This is a genomic window from Bacillus sp. MUM 13, assembly GCF_001866725.1.
Classification (GTDB): domain Bacteria; phylum Bacillota; class Bacilli; order Bacillales; family DSM-1321; genus Peribacillus.
Window position 1 is genome coordinate 67,275 of the sequence record NZ_MLYQ01000003.1, and the last position, 19,846, is coordinate 87,120.

A 19,846-nucleotide genomic window follows, 5' to 3' on the forward strand; every position below is an offset into this window, starting at 1 on the left:
TGCATTATATTAAAAAGAAAAGGCTCTTTTCTTAAAGAACTTTGTTACTTAAATAGTTCTCGAGGCAATTCCATTGTAATAGCAGGTTGATTGGAGCGAAGCATCCTGGAGCGGAAATCAACCCCTTGTTTCATAGCAACAAAGTTTACGAAAACAGCCAAAGAAAAAAACTTTTCCGAAACCCATTCAACTTTCAATTCAAAGCGGGCTTTTTATCCGTATTCAATGTAGAAAAGTCTTTTCGAAAAGGATGTGAATTCTTTGAAATGTGCAGAAGTGAAATTCTCAGGGATGAAACAGCGGCAAAAGGTTAAAGCCGATCCCAAATCCGGCACAATATTCTTAAATGGTAAATCTCTTTCTATAAAACAAACAGCGTTAGACGTGCCGATAACAGGCACTGTATATGGAACCATGTTCAACTACCATGAAGACCTGAATTCGATAAACACCTCCGCTCCTCCTTACGGCATACCTCCAAGAGCTCCCGTGCTATATATTAAGCCTGCCAATACCCTGATAGCCTGTAATTCGCCGATACCTTTTCCAGATGGTGAGGATGGGCTTTCCATGGGGGCCGCTCTTGGAATTGTTATTGGAAAAACAGCTTATAAAATATCACGTGAAACAGCCTATGAATATATATCAGGATACACAATTGTGAACGATGTCAGCATCCCCCATCAAAGCTTTTATAGACCCGCCATTAAAGAGAAAATACAGGATGGTTTTTGCCCTGCCGGCCCCTGGGTCATTGACAGGGAATACATTGAAGATCCTGACAGCCTTCTCATTTCCGTTTACTTAAATGGTGAACTCAAGCAGCAAAATCACACAAGTGAATTAGTCCGTCCCATTTCACAGCTATTAGCCGATGTTACAAATTTCATGACACTGTATCAGGGTGATGTTTTGCTTGCCGGTGTTCCTGCATATCCTCCTATCGCAAAAAGAGGCGACATAGTAAAAATTTCCATCGAGAAAATTGGGTTTATTGAAAACATGCTGCAGCCGGATGACTCTCTTCAAAAGGAGGGGTCACAATGAAAAGAGCGCGTGTTGCCTATAAAGGACAAATTCATGAAGCTATATATAAAGATGGCTATCTAGTTTTGCCGGACGGCAGCCTTGTTTCTGAGCAGGATGTGGTATGGCTCCCGCCAATCGTGCCGAACACTGTTTTTGCTTTGGGACTGAATTATGCGGATCATGCCATGGAGCTGGATTTTAAACCTCCTTCAGAACCGCTTATTTTTCTTAAAGGCCCTAATACCTTTATCGGGAACCGGGGAATTACCATTCGCCCGGACAATGTCAGCTTTATGCATTATGAATGTGAACTTGCAGCCGTCATTGGCAGGCAGGGAAAGAATATTAAAGCCCGTGATGCTTACAATTATGTGTCAGGCTATACTATTGCGAACGATTATGCCGTTCGTGACTATCTTGAAAATTACTACAGACCAAACCTGATTGTGAAAAATCGTGATACCTGCACACCCCTTGGTCCCTGGATCGTAGATGCCATGGATATCGAAGACCCTGAGAACCTCACGCTGCGGACTTATGTAAACGGCTCCGTTACACAAGAAGGTTCCACAAAGGATATGATTTTCGGAATACCGGCATTAATTGAATATCTAAGCAGTTTTATGACATTAAATTGCGGCGATCTGATACTGACAGGAACACCAAAAGGATCTGTCGATACTAAAGCCGGAGATGAAGTCATTTGTGAAATTGAGGGAATTGGAAAACTGTTAAACACGATTGTAAAGGAAAAGGAAATAGCCGAACGTTAATAGGAGGAGCGAATGCCGCATATTATTATTGAATACACAGATAACATCAAACAAGAAGCGAATATCCCCTTCCTGCTTGAGAAAATCAGTAAGTCATTGATAGCTAGAGCATCCATCTTCCCTGTTGGGGGTATCCGCCTGAGGGCCATTGAACTAAAAGAATATCTTATTGCAGATGGCGAGGAAGACTATGCTTTTGTGCATGCTGTATGTAAAATAGGATCAGGACGGTCCGAGGAAGATAAAAAGGCGGTTTGTGCGGATATGTTTGAAATTATGAAAAAACATTTTTCCTCTTTAATGGAAAAACGCTACCTCGCCCTGTCTCTTGAACTTTACGAATTCGGTGAAGCAGGAACTATGAAATATAACAACATTCATGAACGTTTTAAGAAGGAAAAAAACTGAGCGTTACGGGTTCAGTTTTTTTCCTTTTTTATTACACTTGAGTAATTCCTGCAAGCATTTTAATGAATTCAATTTGTTCTGCTTTAAATAGCTGGCTTTCTTTAATAAAAATAGCATCATATTCTGGAAAATTTTTTTTAAACTGAAGCAAAATTTCTTTTGAGCTGAACACTATTGCTTCATTGGCCTTCAACTCGGATTTCATCCAAGAATGAAAATGCCGGACTTTAATGTTCTGATGATTTTTAGGACTCTCAATATTCTGGGTGGTGAAATCAAAATCAAATAAATCTTCAGGTTCATTTAGGATAATATTCATTTGCTGCTGCAGGTTTTGAGCAGTTTTTCTATTAAAAGCCAAGATAAGGATATTCCAATGAGGATAATTTTTGGATAAATTTTTTGTATATTCACAGATGTCAAAAGGCACGCTTTCCTTTTTCCTGCTTTTCTTCTGTTTTGATAGCGGGTTTTTAATAGTGTGCGGGGATAGAAAAAGAGTTTCATCAGGCGAATCATTTCCCTGCACATACTCCTTCAATTCAGGAAATAAATGGTATGAAATTGCCCCGATTTCTTCCTTCTTCAGCGGTTTTGACAGACGAAAAGACACTGTAATCATATCAAACAATTTATCCGTGAACTTGTCTATGGAGAATCCGGCTTCATCTTTATCAAGTTCTTCACTCATAAAGCACAAATAAGGATCCATCAGTGAATAAAGTCCGGCTGCCATAAAATCATGCTCATTCATTTTGGTAAAAACAACACCGCAGCCATATGGGATTTTCAGCTGAAAGCGGTACTTACCTTCAAGATGAAGCAAGTTATTATCCTTGCTCAACAAACTTACTATTTCATCCATCTGGCTTCTTGCCTGTGTCATCGGATTTTCCATAATTTTTTTTTGTCCTGATGCGTCCAGATAATGCCATTGATCATCCCCCACTGATAGAAGGGATTTATTTGTAATACCGGTTGTAGATAGAACCAGTATTCCTAAGTGAGGGCCAATAATTAAAAAGTCAAAAAGTCTATCCCCAATTTCTGCTTTGTAGTATATGGTATAATCATCCGGCAAAACATCTTTTAATGTATGAAAAAACTTCCGGTCACCTGGTGAAGCGATATGCTGTATTTTTTCAGGTATTGTTGATGCCATACTCCCCGCTCCAAAATCATCAAATTTACTTTCATTTTCATTTAATTAAAGAAGAAAAATCCTTTTCGAACATTCTATTCGTGAATATATTTCAGTTGCATTGAGCAAGCTATCAATATGGACTTGTAGCTCAAATGGAAGAGCAGCCCGCACTTATCCTGATATAACTGCCGTGCATCTTGCGGGTTCAAATCCCGCCAGGTCCTTATTTCTTCTGATGAAATTCCCTGCTGAAATCGTTCTTAAAGGCTCTTTCATGCCAGCCCTCCGCCGATCGTACTAACTCAAACATAAAAGCAAAAAAAGTGTCATAAAAAGCTCATCTATTTTCCCGCTAATTTACTTGTCACTCGGATAAATGACACCAATTTGTTTTCTGATTTCATCTAAAATTTCCATTGTAATCAAAGAATTTTCAAAGGTGTTTTTATCAGATTCATGCTTTCCATTTTTAATGAGATTAATAAATTCCTGAATCTCATAATACATCGTATGCTTATTTTGTTCTGCAGAAATATCTACTTTAAGATTGCTTCTGGAATGGAATTCAATTTTATCCTGTGTAGATATTCTGTCAATGATTATGGTGCCTTCTTCTCCATGAATTTCTGAAGGCAAAGAAGAATCTGTAATTTTTGAATACATGATGACTGCATCCATTTCATTGTATTTGAACATGGCACTTCCCTCGCCATCTACACCTGTTTCAAGAAGCAGGCCATTTGCTATGACTTGCATTGGGCGGCCAAATAGAGCAACCATTGGATAAATGCAGTAAATTCCTATGTCCATTAACGCCCCATTTGAAAAGGCAGGGTCAAATGCATTTAATACGATTCCTTCTTTATAAGAATCGTACCGGGAAGAGTACTGGCAATAATTCGCAAAATACCTTCTTACCTTGCCAACTCGATGTAAATTTTTTTTTAGTGCCTGAAAGTTTGGAAGAAAACTAAACTTCATGGCTTCCATTAAAAGGACATCATATTTTTTTGCTGTTTCAATCATATTCTGTAATTCTAATGCATTAGAAGCAATGGGTTTTTCACACAAGACATGCTTTTTATTACGCATAAATAGCGTGGCTTGATCTGCATGAAGTGAATTTGGAGTCGCAATGTATACAGCATCTATTACATCGCTTTTCGCCATGGCTGCAAGATCCGTAAATGTGTGTTCTGCTCCGTATTTTCGGGCAAACTCATCAGCCCGTTCCTGAGTTCTTGAATAAACTGCTGTGAGGATAAAGTCTTCAGCGCTTTTAGCTGCATCTAAAAATTTGTCTGTGATCCAATTGGTACCCACAATCCCAAAGCGTATCATGTTACTCCCCCTCTTTTAAGTATGATGTTCCCTGAAATAAGAGACAGGAACTTTTTGTTCCTGCCTCTTATTCTCAGTTTTTATATTTCCGGTTATCTTTCATTTTCCTCATCTATTATTCTATTAAATAGAATGGTCCACTGTCCATATATTGAGAATAAATAGTAAACATTTCTACTCAGCCAGTAAAAAGGATGTTTAAATAAAATGCTGAACAAGTTTTCCTTTACCGCTTTCTGATTCAATTCTCGCATAGGCACCATTAATAAAGGTCAATTGAGGCGGCATATGCCCGCAATCTATATCATATACAATTGGAATGTCTAGCTCTCTTGAAAGGTCATAATAGACATCTTTGGCTGTGTAATTATCGACTGAAGCATTTGCAGCGCTTCTTCCGAATAAAATAGCTGAACAATCGTTGAACCATCCTGCAAGCTTCATTTGTACCAAAGATCTTCTGAGATCTGTTGCAGATAATGAACAATTTTCGAAATACCACAGCAAGGGTTCAGTATTAGTGTATTTCTTCCTGAAATTTGCGACATTTCCAAAGGGAGTTCCAACCAGATGCCTGATAATATCTATGCATCCTCCCAGCAAGCGCCCCTCCGCTTCAGCTTTTTTATTTGGAGTTGTTTTCCAAAGAGTTTCTTCTTCCAGGTGAAATACACATTTTGTAGGATTTTCATGCTGCCATGCTTTCTGATACTTTTCCGAGGAAAACTGTGTGATACTTTCACCTGGTGCCAGAGCTAACACTTTCTCCCACATTGCTGTAGTATCGTCCCAAATTTGTCCCCTTAGGTCGGCAGAATTCGTACCATGAGCAGTCGCAATACCTGTTGACAAGGTGGTTGCTAAAAGCAAGGCGCTAGTGTCCGAATAGCCGAGAATCCATTTTTTCTTCATTTGATCAAAATTGACATGTTCCAAAATCTCAATCAGAAGCTCCCCGCCCCAGGGAGGAAAAATCATATCAATGCCATTGTCCATCATCATGCTGTTAAATTCAGAAGCGCGTTTTAATGCAGATGCAGATTTTGCCTTTTCCTGTGTCCAAACCGTATCTCCGCATATAACATTATATCCTTGTTCCTCTAGCCGTCTCACTGATTGCTGAAACATTTTGTGCAAATCCTGGCTGATGCCTGATGAAGGAGCAGTAATCCCAATAACTCCTTTATTTTTCAATGTTGGATAGGTTATCACTAACTCTCCTCCTTTGCTATTGAACAAGGGGCTGATTTTCCCCCAATATGGGGGCGGTGCGCCTCCTTTGCTTAATTACTCTGTCACATCAGGTAAATCATGTAATTACAGCAGTCCCCACGCAACCAGATAATAGGCGCAAAATAAAAGAAAAATGATTAACAATGAAATTGAAAGAAAAATGATAAGTTTATTGGAAAAACGGAAGGTCTGCTGATTAATGTCTTTCCCTTTTCTAAAATAGCTGAAGCTCGAGAGAATTAATACAGCTATTCCCGCTGTAATTGAGCCTATTCCGATTATGGCAGCAAAAACGTCTCCCATTAACAGTTTTGAAAGCGTGGAAAAATGCAAATTCGTAATTAGAAAGCCAACACCGATAATTGTAATGCTCGTTCTGACCCAAGCAAGATAAGTCCGCTCGTTTGCTAAATGCTGCTGTATGTATTTCGAATCTATAGTTTCTTTCCCGTTGTTTTTTATATTAACATCAGTTTTAATGATAACACTTCCTTAATAAGTTTAATGGATTAAATTTCACCCTGAAAATATATTTCCGTAACCTGGTTGGCGATTAGTTCAATATCATCCGAAACCTGAGGGATTTTATAACCGACAAAGTAAGGCGATGCAACATGACGGGGCACAATTTTACCCTTATACGAACCATTTATCTTGTAAAAAAATAAATTATAGCTCTCTATTTTAGAGCGAAAGTGATTTTTTAAATAGTGAACGCCTTTTTGCAGACAATCTGCCATTTTTTCAACATGTTTTATATCCTGAATAGAAACATTAAATTCGTAAAAACCCATAATAGGATTAGTGGAAATATTAAATTCAACATCCTCAGTTTTCAAGATGGCTGTACCTTCAAAATTTTTATTTGAAATATTTTCTTTATAGTCAACATGCTTTAAGCCGACAATCTGCATATGCGGATGGCTTATGGTACCGCCGGAATAAGGTCCCTGGTTCTTGAACAATAGGACAGATTTATAATTGCCGGATTGCTCGAAATCCTCCCACTTCCTGAAAGCAAATCTCATTAATTTATGTAAATGTTCTCTAGGATAATCCGAAAACTCCCCATCGCACTGGTTCGTTTCAATGAGCACAGTCTGGAAAGTGTTCTTCAGAGTTGGAAACTTATTTTCTAGAAGGATAATGTCACCTTCTCTGTCAATAATATTTTCCAAATCAGATGTATTACAAAATGGGCAAGATGTTTGTTTATTTCTTATTGTGCTGGGCTTTTGCCTGCCAATTTGCATTTCAAAAGATAAAGTAGTTTCATGGTCCATATATATCCCTCTTTTAATATTCATTTTGCATCTCTCGATCTTCTTATTATATTCTATGACCAGAAATTTTTCCGTTTCTTTGATTCATTAAAAATACATTTACACCCGTAATCCCGTAATCTGTATCTGTTTACAGCTATATATACAGGTTGCCTGACCTTCTATACCGCAGATATTAAAAAAAGTATGCAGCAGGAACAGGTAACTGCATTTATTAATACTCCTCTGAAAAAGGGAGAAATCTTCACTACACATTATTTCATTCTTTTACATTTCACCTTTTAAAAGTGAATATATGTATAAATCATCAAATTTTCCGACCGTATATTCATATTTCCGCAATAAACCTTCTTCTTTAAAACCAAGTTTTTTTACCAAACTGCGGGAAGAATCATTTGCGGGCTCAATGAATGCCTGTATTCTCATTAGTTTCAGTTCAGTGAAACCATATAAAAGTATAGCGGTTAGTGCTTCCTTTGCAATTCCTTTTCCCCAATAGTCATGATGCAGCTCATAGCCAATTTCTGCACGGAAGTGTTTACTCTCACGGTTATGAAATCCGCAGCTGCCAATCATCTTTCCATCATCTTTTAAACAAATCCCCCATCTCACTCCTGATTTTTCACTAAAAATAGAAGAATACCAATCTATTTCTGATTGAATGCTTTTACTCTCAGTGAATGGCTCCATTCCGTAATATTGCATCACCCGGGGATCAGACAAATATTCAAACATATCGTTCTTATCACTATCTATTACCTGCCGTAATATCAGGCGATCTGTTTCTAAAACAGGAAAGGGTTTTTTCATTATCATTTCTCCTTAAATAGATATTTGGGCGTTAAGGTATATGTCCCCTATTTCAGTGGTATAACTTATTTATAGCTTTTCTTGACTATTAGGGGGATAGGCGGTATGAACTTTCTATCAAAAATTGATGCTCTGCCATCTGATAAAACATTCACAAAAGAAGACTTGCTTACTGAGCAATTTCTTCTCCATAAGGATCGGGACCTGGAAATCTACTATTCCCCCCATAATGAATTTATCAATATAGAAGCCAAAATTGCAATTGTTGGCATAACACCTGGCTGGACACAAATGAAAACAGCCTTTCAGGAAGCTAAATTGAGGGTTTCTGAAGGAATGGAAGACATGCAGATTTTTCAAGAGGTAAAAATGGCTGCTAGTTTTTCTGGTTCAATGAGACGAAATTTAATCACCATGCTCGATGACTGCGGTATTCCCGAAGCAGTGGAATTAGATGCGTCATCTTCCCTGTTTCATGAAAATAGAAGCCTTCTCCACACCACATCAGTAATTAAGCACCCTGCATTTTACCGGAATAAAAATTATACAGGGCATATCCCGAAGATTTCCAGTTCCTCCGTGTTATCAGCATATGCCTTTAACTGCTTTCCAAACGAATTAGAAACGCTGAAACATCAGCTTCTGGTTATACCTCTTGGAAAAGCGGCTGAAGCTGTGATTACAGACTTGGCGAATAAGAAAAAATTGCCCAATCATTTTTATATGTATGGTTTCCCGCATCCTTCAGGGGCCAATGGGCATCGCTTCAGGCAGTTACAACAGAATATGCGCCAGTTAAAAGAAATCATTGGGAAATGGAAACGAACTCTTTAGCTTTTAACTTGCATGATTTGAGCATATAAAAACACAGCGGGCTATTCGCTGTGCTTTTATATATCCATTTTTAGCGTTCATAAAAAGCTGGAGGTTCAATGCCAAGACATCTTAGATAAACAAATCCTTGCCCGCGATGGTGGATTTCATTTTCAAGACTGTATAGCATCCGGCTTAAATGGCTTGTTGGCGGAGCTTCAAAAAAGGGATCTTTTTCTACAGTGGAAAGCCGCTCTTCTGTGATCTCCTCCCAAAGCTTGAGCGTTTCACTTCTGATTTTATGGCATGCAGATAAAAGTTCTTCTTTTGCAGAAGTTTTAAGGCTGCCTGGTTCCCACTCCCATTTGTCTAAAGCGATACCTCGCACATATGCTTGTTCAATACCCAAAATTTCGATGATCATCTCTGAAAAAGGACGCATTCCTTCTGTCGCTGAAAAATGAAATAAATCTTTTTCAGGAAAGCATTCTATGGTACGGACCGTCAGCCTCCTGTTTCCTTCCAAAACTTTTAAAAGATCTGATTTTGAAAACATTTATGTGACACTCCTCTTATTAGGCATATGAGCCCTTTTTTGCGTTTTTTAACTTTCACTCGACGGATTGGAGACATAAACCTTTAGTTCAGGCAGCCAAAATTCCACTCTACTATTTATGTTCCATGTTCTCTTAGTATTATCCTGCAAGTTTTTGTTAAGTTTATTATGGTTTATACCAATTTGAATTATTCGTATTATAGGAACGATTTTAATAGAAAATTAACGTAAAAATTATAATTCCGCTACTTGCGGGAAACCCATAGGAAGAAAAATTAATGGCTTTCTGCACACACAATTAGGCATTTTTATCAGAGCAGACGTACAGTCAGCCACATATGCTGTTTTTGTAAGTAAAACCCAAACGATAAAGAAAGGGTGTTGTTCCCATGTATTATCACGATCAATGTCACCAGCATCATGCTCAATGTGGGCCGGTGTATTGCCCGCCGCATATAGCCCCTGCCCAAGAGGATCCGCCAATTTATGATCCCGCTCAAAACTATGTAAATACAAATATATATCCGCATATTGTGCCGCATATTCACCCAAGTCATACTACTACAGTAAACAAGCAGGTTTTTATGCATCAGCATTATTTCCCGCATACCGAATCCTGTATGAATGTTTGCTGCCATGAGCATATTATCTGCGGACCAAGACATATACCATGCTGTCATCCCGGGCCGAATTGGCACTGGTAGACAAAAATCCAGCTCCTGATAAGGATAAAAATTACAAGTCTCTCTTTATATGAATGAATAAAAGCACCTTTATTAGAATGCTTCAGATTGCCGAAAAAGGGGGTACGAAATGGTAACATTCCGTACCCCCTTTTTATTCACTTCATTTATTTGCTGATAACAGAATCATTTTGTTCAGTACTGCTGCCTGCCTCTATCCCTCTTTTGTAAATTGTCATATTATCATATTCTTCTGCTCGAAGAATACTTTGGTCTCCTCTCATTAAAAGGGTATATGCAAAAATGGATATGAAGAGTCCGAAAGTCCATGCATTATCCCATAAAAACCTGAGGCCAGGTATCAACAATCCAAGAACAGGAATCGCTACTCCGATTAAGAGAGCATATATGCCATTTTTATTATAGCCTGACTGGTAATTATATCTGCCATTTTTCTGATATAGTTCAGTCAGCGCCATCTTCCTTTTCCGGACAAGCCAGTAGTCCGCGATTGCAATGCCATCTATCGGGCCAAGCAGGGCGCCATAGGTACCAAGCCATCCAAAAATATAATTGCCGAAATTCGACATGATATACCAGGGCTGCAGCAAAATGGCAAACAATCCTGTAATAAGGGCTCCGATGCCAAATGTTATTCGTTTAGGATACAAGTTTTCTATGGCGCGGGCAGGAGCCACCACATTCGCGCCTACATTAATGGTTAAAGAAGACAGCACAATAACAATGGTTCCCAGTAAAATCACGAAGGGAGGAAACTTGGCAATCAAGGAGACAGGATCCCATATTGCCTGACCGAATACAACGATAGTAGCGGAAGTGACTGCAATTCCTATGAATGAAAAAATGGTCATTGTTAAGGGAAGGGATACCGTTTGGGCTATCATTTGTGATTTTTGGCTTCGCGCATACCTGCAGAAATCCGGGATGTTAAGTGCCAGTGTTGCCCAAAATGCAATTACACCGGTCAATGCAGGGAAAAAAACTTTAAAGAACGAGGAAGCTGTTGTGAACTTTGAAGGTTTATCAAGAATGGGGCCCCAGCCTCCTGCGTGAGTAAAAGCCCAGATTAAAAGGATGATAGCTGATATTCCCACAACAGGCGCTGCAATGGTTCCTAAAAGTTTCATGGTTTGAGGGCCTTTATAGGCAACTCCAACATTCAAAGCCCAGAAAAGAGCAAACACAATGGCGGTATGGCCTGAAAGATTTGCCCATGCAGGGAATGATGCAGAAAGCAATGTATCAATGGCACCGGTGCCTATCCAAGTATTGATGCCAAACCAGCCTGCAGCTACAATGGCCCGTGCCAGTGCAGGGATGTGTGCCCCTTTATCTCCAAACCAAAGCCTTGCAAATACAGGGTATGGAATTCCGAACTTTGTACCTGCGTGAGAATTAAGCAATATGGGTATAAGAACGATAACATTGCCGAGGAAAATAGTGCCAATGGCCTGCCACCAGTTCATTCCCAGCGTTATCATGCCGCTGGCCATCGTATAGGCTGGAATGCATAAACACATTCCTATCCATAACGTAGCAAAGTTTATTCCTTTCCAGGAATGTTCCTTAGCAGTGGTAGGCCTCAAGTCATCATTCCATAAGCTGCTCCCCTGGAGTTCATTCGCAGCTTCACTTGTCAAAGTAACAATGCCGTTATGCTCAATTTGTGTTTTCATGGCTTCGCCTCCTCTAATTCAAAATTAGAATCTGAAATTTCCGCTAAAGATTATACCCTCCTTTCCTGGCAATCAAAGAAAACGATTTCTTCAATAATTTCGTATACAGGATGCTTAAATTAGTTTAATTATAAAGAATAAGGAAAAACATTCATTAAACAAATTGTAAAAAGATTCAGACTTTTATTTGGATACTATGTATATAGCAAGATCGTTTTCAGTATAAATGTTGCAAGTTCGCTTCTGCTATATTATAAGGACTATTTTTCGATTTGTTCTAAAAGCTTGTTAAGGCAGGAAGCCCTCTTGCTGCGAGACAAGGAAGAACTTAAATGCATGCCGGATAATAATACTGGAATATCAGCAAAAAAAAACTGGCTTTTCAGCCAGCTTTACTTATAAATTTTATATCGGATATACTCATAATGTGCAGTAGGTACGATTTCTTTAACCTCCCCTTGCTGATTTTTATATATTTCATATTCCCGGTAAGTTTCTACCCTGTAGCCGGCTTCTTGGCTTGTGTTTACCAGCCTTTCATCCAATTCCATGATATAGTTCTTTTTCAAATGTTTTTCTGCAGGGACAGCCGCAGCCGTTTTAGCAGCTTCACCGCTTCCCTGGCCAATCAATAACGGATTTGACTTCAATTCTTGAGAAGAGGAATTCTCTAAATAAAAGGCAGGGGCCATAATTAAGACTATAAATAGAAGCACCGAAACATTTCGTTTACTTTTCAAGCCATATCTCCCTTCCTCCATCTTGTGCTTTGTACCATAATATGCAGTCTGCATTCCCGGCATTCAAAAACAAAATCGAGAGCTGCTGTCATGGAGGATTATTAAAAGGGCTTTTTCTTAAAGATTGTTCTTTTATGTGTTCTGTGAGGTGATCTCATTGTTAAGTCAGGTTGATTGGAGCGTCCTGAAGCGGAAATTAACCAGCTTGTTCCACAACAAAAAAGGTTTACGAAAACAGCCTAAAAAAATGCTCCAATCAACAGAACCCCCATAATGGAGTAAACCAGACCAGCTTTCTGCCTATTTACCTATTTAATTATCTAAAAAGCATCTTGACTTGAAGGATAATTAAAAAGTTTGTCGAATACCTTTATATTATTTATCGATCGTATTTTTCGGGGAAGTGGTGGAGAAAATGGAGTCGTCTTCAAGAAAAAAGGATTACAATCAGTTGGCTGCGCTGCACCTGGTAAAACAGCAGGATGTTTTTTTATCCGAGTGGTTTGAATCTGCCAAGAAGGATGAGCACGATCCCTATCTTGAAAAAATCCTGGAAAACGGATCAAGCATGTATCAAATTATCGTAGCCGGCATTTCCGGTAAACTGTCGCAGAATGAACTTAAAGACCTTGCTAATAAAGTGGCCCACGAACGTCTTGAAGCACATGTTAATATCGGGGACTTCGTTTATAACGTTGACCTGGGTAGAAGCATTATAGTAAAGAATATTATCCGATCAGAAATATCTGCTGCTGAATTACAGGAAATTATTGATGAAATTAATCATCTTTTTAATCTATTCTGCTATCATGCTGTTTCTTATTATACTAATCTGCAAAATCAGGAACTTAAAGAAAAAAATCTTTTCATCAGTGAAAACCATAAAGATAAGCTGGCAGTTCTCGGCCAGATTTCGTCAAGCTTCGTTCATGAATTCAGAAATCCGCTTACAGCTGTAATGGGGTTTAATAAAATATTGAAAAATGAGCATCCGGACATTAAATACCTGGATATTATTGAGCATGAGCTCAATCAGCTCAATTTCAGGATTACCCAATTTCTCCATACATCAAAAGCAGAAATTAACCAAAATACAAGAGACACCATCTCTATTGCGGATCTTTTTAAAGATATACAGATGCTCACATACCCAAGTCTTGCAGATAACGATATTAATGTATCAATCGATATTGACAGGCATTTGATGATAGAGGCCAATGAAGAAGAGCTGAAACAGGTTCTTCTTAACTTATTCATAAATTCCATTGATGCCCTGAAAACTCAGACAAAGCCCAGAAACATTCTGGTGAAGGGTTTTTCTGAAGAAAAGGAAGGCATGATTATTATTTCCAATAATGGGCCTGTCATTGCCGCAGAGCACATAAAAACAATTTTCGAACCCTTTTTTACGACCAAGGAACTGGGTACAGGGATTGGTCTTTTCGTCTGTAAAAAAATCATAGAAAAACATGGCGGTATAATCGCCTGCACGTCAAATGATGATCTTACTGCCTTCAGTATACGGATGCCGCTTCATGCAATCTGATCTTATGCAAAAGTCCCTGCTGGATATGAAGTAATGCCAGCGGGGATGTCTGTTTATACACCCTGAATCATTTAGGATATATTGCTGCACTGATTAAACCAAAATACGTAGGTGCTTCGTATGATAGAACCTTAATTTCTCTTTCATTTGACGGGATTGCTCCTGCCAAAATAAGTGTCTGCCATATGCCATCCGGTTTAGCATTATCAATAAGTTCTGTACTGAATTCCTGCATTTCTTCAATTTTATTCTTTTCTAACAATGATTTGACTTCTTCATCAAGCTTGGCAGCATCTTCATGAAATCCGTATGGCCCGCTCATTTGATGCGTATGCGACCAATCACAGCTGGCAATTAGTCCAATTTTCTTTTTTGAAGCCAGTGCCGCCATTTTTAAAACCCTTCCGAACACCAAGTGATCTTTAAATGCCAATTCCCTCGAAGGCGTGATGATGACAGCCGGAACCTCAGGCATGAATCGGAGAGGTACAATCGCACCCCAATCAAGCTGTATACATGAAAAAGGGCCTGCAGATGTTCCAAAATTTATCGTTCCTGCTTTAATTCCAGCTTCGGCAGCCTTTTTCGCAATGTTTTTTGCAAGGTCTCTGTCAATGGTAATCTTCATGGAAAAAGATGATCCATTTTCTTCAACAACTCCCTCCATGTACTCAGAATCACTGATAGAAAAGACACCATTTATCCTTGTTCCATGGGGTGTCAAGACAATGAGTGAATCTGGCATTGCTTGTGCCATTTCTTCCCCTAACGTAAATAGACTGCTGCGGGTAACTGACATTCTCTCCGGAAATTCTCCTTTTAATTCAGGAATGATTTCTCCGCCATGGGGGGTTATACATGCATAAACAAATGCATTCATTTCGATTTCTCCTAACTTTTTTGATTTATAACTTATTATTCTGGCTAATACAGGAAAAAACCTTTTCAAGGTGCTTTCTTTATGATTTCGAAGTATAAAATATTAACAAAAGGGGCTCATCAGCTGATGAGCCCCTTTGTAATTATCCTTTTACTCTTTCTTTTTTAGGAGGCTGGTGAATCGCCTGGTGAATCAGGGATTCTGCTGCCTCAAGCAGCCCCTCGCTGCCGCTTGGATGCGGGTATATTGGAAATTTAATATCTTCATCCCTTGCAGCCATTTCCATAGCTGCCGCTGCTGAAGCAATTAAATCAAAAGCTTGCTTGCCATATAGATGAATACCCAGAATCAAGTCAGTTTCTTGATCAGTGATAACCTTTGTTAATCCATCTTTATTGCCGGTAATTTCCGCATAGCCATTAGCTGCAGCACTGAATTGTCCGATATTCAGCCTGTAACCCTGAGAGGCGGCTTCCTGCTCCGTTAAACCTACATAGGCAATAGGCGGCTGACTGTGTATAATGTGCGGTATTAAAATATCATTCCATTCTGTTGGCTTATTAGCGCAAGCTTCGGCAGCTGTTTTTCCCTGTTTAATTGCTTTAGACGCAAGCTGTCTGCCACCGGTAACATCGCCGCATGCAAAAATGTTCGATATACTGGTCCTGCATTCTTTATCTGTGGTGATAAAGCCCATTTTATCCATCTTGATGCCAATTCTTTCAAGCCCCATATTTTCAGTATTCCCCTTTAATACTGACTGGATATACACATGGGAAGCCTCTATCCCTGCCTTATCCCCTCTATTAGATTTAAACGCTGTTAAAAGCCTGTCGCCGATCGCGGTAACGGATACAATAGAAAAATTTTTATAAAGTTTAATTTTTGCTTTCTTTAGCTGCCTTATTAGCTCTTTATTGATAGATACATCCAGATGGGGGAAATTTTCTCCGCTAATGACAAGGTATACATCAGTTCCTAGCGCTTTGTAGCTGAATGCTGCCTCAATGGCGATATAGTCATCGCCATTAATGACAATGTCCTTCGGTATATCTTTGATTTCGTATAGTGACCTTGCATCTAAAATATTATTAAGTCCATCTATGTCATGACTTTTTATTATTTTGCTTCCTGTTGAAATAATTGCCTTCTGGAACGTATAAATTTCAAAGTCATCTCCATTTTCGACGCCAATTCTGTCGGCGGCTAAAAAGGAGGCGGATCCGAATATTACTTCTATTTTATTTTCACGGCATAATGATTCCACCCCTCTTTGCAGCTTTGATATGACCGTTTTTTTATAAATTAAAGACTGATCATAATCCAGGGAAAACCCATTCATTATAATGCCAATATCATTGTTATGCTTTAGCTCTTCAACTTTTTCAGCCAAGTGGGAGAAAAATTTTGATGAAATGCACCCTCTATTCAGACAAATGCCGCCAAGCACCTCTTTTTCAATCAAAGTAACTTCTCTGCCTAGCTGGGCAGCCCGAATGGCAGCTGTATATCCAGCCGGGCCGCCGCCGATTATGATTAAATCCCGTTCATGCGCCAGCTCCCCTACAACCATTACACCAGCTCCAATACTAAAAGAATAGGGTGCTCTATCAGTTCCTTAAACCGGTTGGTAAAAGCCACCGCAGTTGCTCCGTCAGCCACGCGATGATCGAAGGACATGCTGATGTTCATTAAGGAACGGATTACAATTTCTCCGCCAATAACCGCCGGTTTTTCTTTTGTTGCATGAAAAGCCAAAAGTCCGGTTTGCGGATAATTAATGATAGGAGTTGCTCCAATGCTGCCAAGCGGGCCAACATTGCTGAGTGTAAAAGTCCCCCCGGCTAATTCATTGATTTTAAGGGTGTTTTCCTGTGCTTTTTTGGTCAAACTCTTTATCTCAGTGTCAATTTCTTTAATAGTTTTTTTATTTGCATGCAAAATGACAGGAACAATCAAGCCTTCTTTGGAATCTGCTGCTATTCCAATGTTATATTCATTTTCCAGAATTATTGATTCATTTTCTTCATCAAGTTTTGCATTGAATACAGGATAGTCAGCAAGGGCAAGTGATACAGCTTTTACAAAAAATGCGGGTATTGATACTGATTGGCCAAGACTTTTAATTTCTTTAGATAAACTAAGGAGCTCTGTCATATCAATTTCTTCAAAGTGAGTAACATGAGGAATGGTATAAAGTGATTGCGCCATTTTTTGTGCAATTTGCCTGCGCCGTCCTTTATATGGGATGCTTTTTTTCAAGTGGTGTTTTGCTGGCTGAGGGGTATTTTCTTGCACAGGCTGAAACACAGACTCTTCAATTTCAGAGTTGTTTCCTCTCTCTTCTTTTTTGTGCAAAAACATGTATACATCTTTATCAGTAATTCTGCCTGCCGGACCTGTGCCTAAAACTTCTTTGAGGCTGATTCCATTTTCTCTTGCAATTTTCCTTGTATACGGGGCAGCTAATATTCTGTCCCCCTTACTTTCTGCCAGCTGTTTAAGTGGTGCGGGCTGTGTTGCATGTTTTTCGCCAGCCTCCATTTTGCCTTCATTATCCTTTGTATCTTCAATGCCTTCAATAAGCATTAAAGTAGTTCCTACCTTAACGGTTGTTCCAGGATGAACCAAAATTTCTTTAATAATACCGGAACCTGGAGAAGGCAGCTCTGCTGTCATTTTATCGGTAACAATCTCAACAAGCGGCTGATCACTCTGTACAGATTCACCTGCTTTAACAAAATAATGGAGGATCTCCCCTTCTGTCATGCCTTCTCCTATATCATGCAATTTAACTTCCAGCATTTCAACATTCCTCCTTTTCACTAAAAATGTGCCGCCTTTTCTGCCGCTTTTATTATCCTTCCTGTAGTCGGCAAATAATGCTCCTCGAGGGCAAACATCGGTACAGGAACATCAAAGCCCGTTACACGCTCGATTGGTGCTTTCATGTATAAAAATGATGTATCATTTATGATGGCCATTACATCATTTGAAACGCCGCCAGTTGCATGTGCTTCATGGACGATAACGGTTCTTCCTGTTTTCTGGACGGTAGCTGCGATTGCTTCCCTGTCCAGCGGATAAAGAGTCCGGAGATCCAGTACTTCACATGAGATTCCCTTTTCCATTAATTCTTCGGCTGCCTTTAAGCACAGGGGAACCATTGCTCCCCAGGCAATCATGCTCAGATCATGTCCCTCCCTCACTACCTTTGCTTTGCCTATTTCCACCCTGTATTTCCCCTCCGGAACTTCTTCGCGGCTTGATCTGTAAAGTTTTAAAGGCTCCAGAAACAGTACTGGATCAGGATCTTCTATACTTGCAATCAGCAGCCCTTTTGCATCATAAGGAGTAGCGGGACAAACCACCTTAATCCCCGGCATATGAGTAAATAATGTTTCAGTGCTGTCTGAATGGATTTCCGGTGCCCGAATTCCGGCGCCATACGGGGCCCTGATAACCATGGGTACGGTGTATTTGCTTTTTGTCCGCATTCTGATGCGGGTGGCATGGGTCATGATTTGTTCGTAGGCAGGGTAAATAAAACCAAGAAACTGAATTTCTGCAACAGGTTTCATTCCATTAACAGCCATGCCAATGGAAACTCCGATGATACCAGATTCACTTAGGGGGGTGTCCATAACACGTTCTTCTCCAAACTCCTCAAGCAAGCCTTCTGTAGCCCTGAATACACCGCCATTTAACCCGACATCTTCTCCAAGGACTACAACTTCCTCATTTTCCTTAAGCATGATCCGCAGCCCGGCCGTAACCGCTTGAACCATTGTCAGTTTGTTTGCTGTAATCTTTGTTTCAGGAGTCATATTGTCTCACCTCTTAAATGATTAAAATATCCATTTTTTTGTTCCTGAATATTCCATGGTGCTGTTTCAAAAACATGATCAAACAGATCATTAACATCTGCCGGTGGAAATGCTTCCATTTCCTTCACTGCATCTTCAATTTGATTGTGTATTTCCTCTAGCTCCTGCTGCAGCAGCCTTTCATCCCATAATCCTGTTTTTTTCATATAGCGCTCCAGCCTCAGGACTGGGTCGAAACTTGTTCTTTTTAAATTGCTTTCTTCCTGGTTTCTATATTTTTTTGGATCATCCGCTGTTGTATGGGCACCGTATCTCCAGGTTACTGCTTCAATCAGTGTTGGCCCTCCGCCATTTCTTGCCAGATCAAGCGCTTTTTTTGTATAAAAATATACGGCAAAAATGTCATTCCCATCAATTCTGTAGCCGGGAATATTATAGGCCACTGATTTTTGGGCAATGGTTTCTGAATTCATTTGCTTACGGATTGGTACAGAAATAGCAAATTGATTATTTTGATTAAAAAACACTACTGGCGCTTTAAATACACTGGCGAAGTTCATTCCTTCATGAAAATCCCCTTCAGAAGTTGCTCCATCCCCAAAATAAGCGATGGCAGCGTTTTTTGTACCTCTCTGTTTTTCTGCTAAAGCTGCTCCAGTGGCATGGGGAAGCTGGGTCGCTATAGGCACAGCTGGAGGAAAAATATGTTTTCCTTCAGGCGCGAGGCATCCCTCCAGGCGACCGTTCCAATATAAAAGCGCGTTAGGAAGTGAATGCCCGAATGTGATGCTTGCAGCATGGTCCCGGTATGTCGGAAACATCCAATCATCATTTGAAAGAGCAAGCGCACTCCCTACCTGTGCCGCTTCCTGCCCCTCAAAAGGCGCATAGGTCCCAAGGCGCCCCTGCCGCTGCAGGTTTATGGCTTTTCTGTCAAAGTTCCTGACGAGAAGCAATTGTTTATAGGCCTTTTTAACAAATTCGCCGGAAATCTGATTTTTGAACTCATCTAGAACCAAGCTTCCATTTTCATCCATAATTTGTATTATGGGGAATTGGCAATCCATCGGTTTTCCTCCTCTG

21 protein-coding genes and 1 tRNA gene are annotated in these 19,846 nt (G+C 39.7%); 7 read left to right on the forward strand and 15 right to left on the reverse strand.

Annotation, left to right across the window (positions count from 1 at the left end; all coding sequences use genetic code 11):
• The first annotated feature begins 252 nt into the window (after window positions 1-252).
• Genes BIV59_RS01615 through BIV59_RS01625 form a run of 3 tightly spaced genes read left to right on the forward strand, consistent with a single transcriptional unit; the run spans window position 253 to window position 2,210 of the window.
• Window positions 253-1,047 carry a fumarylacetoacetate hydrolase family protein gene (locus tag BIV59_RS01615; protein WP_481747405.1) on the forward strand — a complete coding sequence of 265 codons (795 nt, stop codon included), beginning with the start codon at window positions 253-255 and terminating at the stop codon, window positions 1,045-1,047.
• On the forward strand, window positions 1,044-1,802 hold the full coding sequence (locus tag BIV59_RS01620) for a fumarylacetoacetate hydrolase family protein (RefSeq protein ID WP_071349687.1): 759 nt from the start codon (window positions 1,044-1,046) through the stop codon (window positions 1,800-1,802). The genes BIV59_RS01615 and BIV59_RS01620 overlap by 4 nt, the downstream gene beginning before the upstream one ends.
• A gap of 12 nt (window positions 1,803-1,814) precedes the next feature.
• Window positions 1,815-2,210: a 5-carboxymethyl-2-hydroxymuconate Delta-isomerase gene (locus BIV59_RS01625; protein ID WP_071349688.1), complete on the forward strand. Its 396-nt coding sequence runs from the start codon at window positions 1,815-1,817 to the stop codon at window positions 2,208-2,210.
• A 31-nt stretch (window positions 2,211-2,241) separates the two neighbouring features.
• On the opposite strand, the gene BIV59_RS01630 is transcribed toward BIV59_RS01625, so the two are convergent.
• Entirely contained in the window at window positions 2,242-3,372 is a 1,131-nt protein-coding gene (locus BIV59_RS01630) for an NERD domain-containing protein (RefSeq protein WP_071349689.1), read from the reverse strand.
• A 119-nt stretch (window positions 3,373-3,491) separates the two neighbouring features.
• Here BIV59_RS01630 and BIV59_RS23440 point away from each other — a divergent pair.
• Window positions 3,492-3,578: transfer RNA gene (locus BIV59_RS23440), tRNA-OTHER, on the forward strand.
• Window positions 3,579-3,711: 133 nt separating this feature from the next.
• On the opposite strand, the gene BIV59_RS01635 is transcribed toward BIV59_RS23440, so the two are convergent.
• The 5 genes from BIV59_RS01635 to BIV59_RS01655 all read right to left on the reverse strand — a co-directional run bounded on the left by BIV59_RS01635 (window position 3,712) and on the right by BIV59_RS01655 (window position 8,021).
• Window positions 3,712-4,695 (reverse strand): Gfo/Idh/MocA family protein, encoded by a 984-nt coding sequence (locus tag BIV59_RS01635; protein ID WP_071349690.1) that lies wholly within the window; start codon window positions 4,693-4,695, stop codon window positions 3,712-3,714.
• Between the two features lie 198 nt (window positions 4,696-4,893).
• Window positions 4,894-5,907 carry a S66 family peptidase gene (locus tag BIV59_RS01640; protein WP_071349691.1) on the reverse strand — a complete coding sequence of 338 codons (1,014 nt, stop codon included), beginning with the start codon at window positions 5,905-5,907 and terminating at the stop codon, window positions 4,894-4,896.
• Window positions 5,908-6,012: 105 nt separating this feature from the next.
• Window positions 6,013-6,411 (reverse strand): YidH family protein, encoded by a 399-nt coding sequence (locus BIV59_RS01645; RefSeq protein WP_346417293.1) that lies wholly within the window; start codon window positions 6,409-6,411, stop codon window positions 6,013-6,015.
• Window positions 6,412-6,437: 26 nt separating this feature from the next.
• A complete protein-coding gene (locus BIV59_RS01650; RefSeq protein WP_071349693.1) occupies window positions 6,438-7,211 on the reverse strand; it encodes a DUF4931 domain-containing protein in 774 nt (257 codons plus the stop codon).
• Window positions 7,212-7,478: 267 nt separating this feature from the next.
• Entirely contained in the window at window positions 7,479-8,021 is a 543-nt protein-coding gene (locus BIV59_RS01655; protein ID WP_071349694.1) for a GNAT family N-acetyltransferase, read from the reverse strand.
• A 105-nt stretch (window positions 8,022-8,126) separates the two neighbouring features.
• Between BIV59_RS01655 and BIV59_RS01660 the strand changes: the two genes are divergently transcribed.
• A complete protein-coding gene (locus BIV59_RS01660; protein ID WP_071349695.1) occupies window positions 8,127-8,855 on the forward strand; it encodes a hypothetical protein in 729 nt (242 codons plus the stop codon).
• 70 nt (window positions 8,856-8,925) lie between these two features.
• Here the strand turns inward: BIV59_RS01660 and BIV59_RS01665 are convergent, their stop codons facing one another.
• Both BIV59_RS01665 and BIV59_RS23445 read right to left on the reverse strand, forming a co-directional pair.
• Window positions 8,926-9,390, reverse strand: a complete 465-nt coding sequence (locus BIV59_RS01665; RefSeq protein ID WP_071349696.1) for a DinB family protein — start codon at window positions 9,388-9,390, stop codon at window positions 8,926-8,928.
• Between the two features lie 234 nt (window positions 9,391-9,624).
• Window positions 9,625-9,873, reverse strand: coding sequence for a hypothetical protein (locus BIV59_RS23445; RefSeq protein WP_071349697.1), 249 nt, complete (start codon window positions 9,871-9,873; stop codon window positions 9,625-9,627).
• On the opposite strand from BIV59_RS23445, the gene BIV59_RS24180 reads away from it, so the two are divergent.
• Window positions 9,780-10,094, forward strand: a complete 315-nt coding sequence (locus tag BIV59_RS24180) for a CotD family spore coat protein (RefSeq protein ID WP_083391991.1) — start codon at window positions 9,780-9,782, stop codon at window positions 10,092-10,094. The genes BIV59_RS23445 and BIV59_RS24180 overlap by 94 nt on opposite strands.
• Window positions 10,095-10,240: 146 nt before the next feature.
• On the opposite strand, the gene BIV59_RS01675 is transcribed toward BIV59_RS24180, so the two are convergent.
• Together BIV59_RS01675 and BIV59_RS01680 are read right to left on the reverse strand one after the other, a co-directional pair.
• Window positions 10,241-11,770 (reverse strand): NCS1 family nucleobase:cation symporter-1, encoded by a 1,530-nt coding sequence (locus tag BIV59_RS01675; protein ID WP_071349698.1) that lies wholly within the window; start codon window positions 11,768-11,770, stop codon window positions 10,241-10,243.
• A 392-nt stretch (window positions 11,771-12,162) separates the two neighbouring features.
• Entirely contained in the window at window positions 12,163-12,510 is a 348-nt protein-coding gene (locus BIV59_RS01680; RefSeq protein WP_071349699.1) for a hypothetical protein, read from the reverse strand.
• Window positions 12,511-12,925: 415 nt separating this feature from the next.
• Here BIV59_RS01680 and BIV59_RS01685 point away from each other — a divergent pair, with 415 nt between their 5' ends.
• Complete coding sequence (locus tag BIV59_RS01685; protein WP_083391992.1) at window positions 12,926-14,056, forward strand: histidine kinase N-terminal domain-containing protein; 1,131 nt, start codon at window positions 12,926-12,928, stop codon at window positions 14,054-14,056.
• A 67-nt stretch (window positions 14,057-14,123) separates the two neighbouring features.
• Here BIV59_RS01685 and BIV59_RS01690 read toward each other — a convergent pair whose 3' ends face one another.
• The 5 genes from BIV59_RS01690 to pdhA form a co-directional block, all read right to left on the reverse strand.
• Complete coding sequence (locus BIV59_RS01690) at window positions 14,124-14,936, reverse strand: DODA-type extradiol aromatic ring-opening family dioxygenase (protein ID WP_071349700.1); 813 nt, start codon at window positions 14,934-14,936, stop codon at window positions 14,124-14,126.
• A gap of 142 nt (window positions 14,937-15,078) precedes the next feature.
• A complete protein-coding gene (locus tag BIV59_RS01695) occupies window positions 15,079-16,509 on the reverse strand; it encodes a dihydrolipoyl dehydrogenase family protein (RefSeq protein ID WP_071349701.1) in 1,431 nt (476 codons plus the stop codon).
• Complete coding sequence (locus tag BIV59_RS01700; RefSeq protein ID WP_170846065.1) at window positions 16,509-17,741, reverse strand: dihydrolipoamide acetyltransferase family protein; 1,233 nt, start codon at window positions 17,739-17,741, stop codon at window positions 16,509-16,511. The genes BIV59_RS01695 and BIV59_RS01700 overlap by 1 nt, the downstream gene beginning before the upstream one ends.
• 20 nt (window positions 17,742-17,761) lie before the next feature.
• Complete coding sequence (locus BIV59_RS01705; protein ID WP_071349702.1) at window positions 17,762-18,763, reverse strand: alpha-ketoacid dehydrogenase subunit beta; 1,002 nt, start codon at window positions 18,761-18,763, stop codon at window positions 17,762-17,764.
• Window positions 18,760-19,830: a pyruvate dehydrogenase (acetyl-transferring) E1 component subunit alpha gene (gene pdhA / locus BIV59_RS01710; RefSeq protein WP_071349703.1), complete on the reverse strand. Its 1,071-nt coding sequence runs from the start codon at window positions 19,828-19,830 to the stop codon at window positions 18,760-18,762. Before pdhA ends, BIV59_RS01705 begins: the two co-directional genes overlap by 4 nt.
• Window positions 19,831-19,846 lie beyond the last annotated feature (16 nt).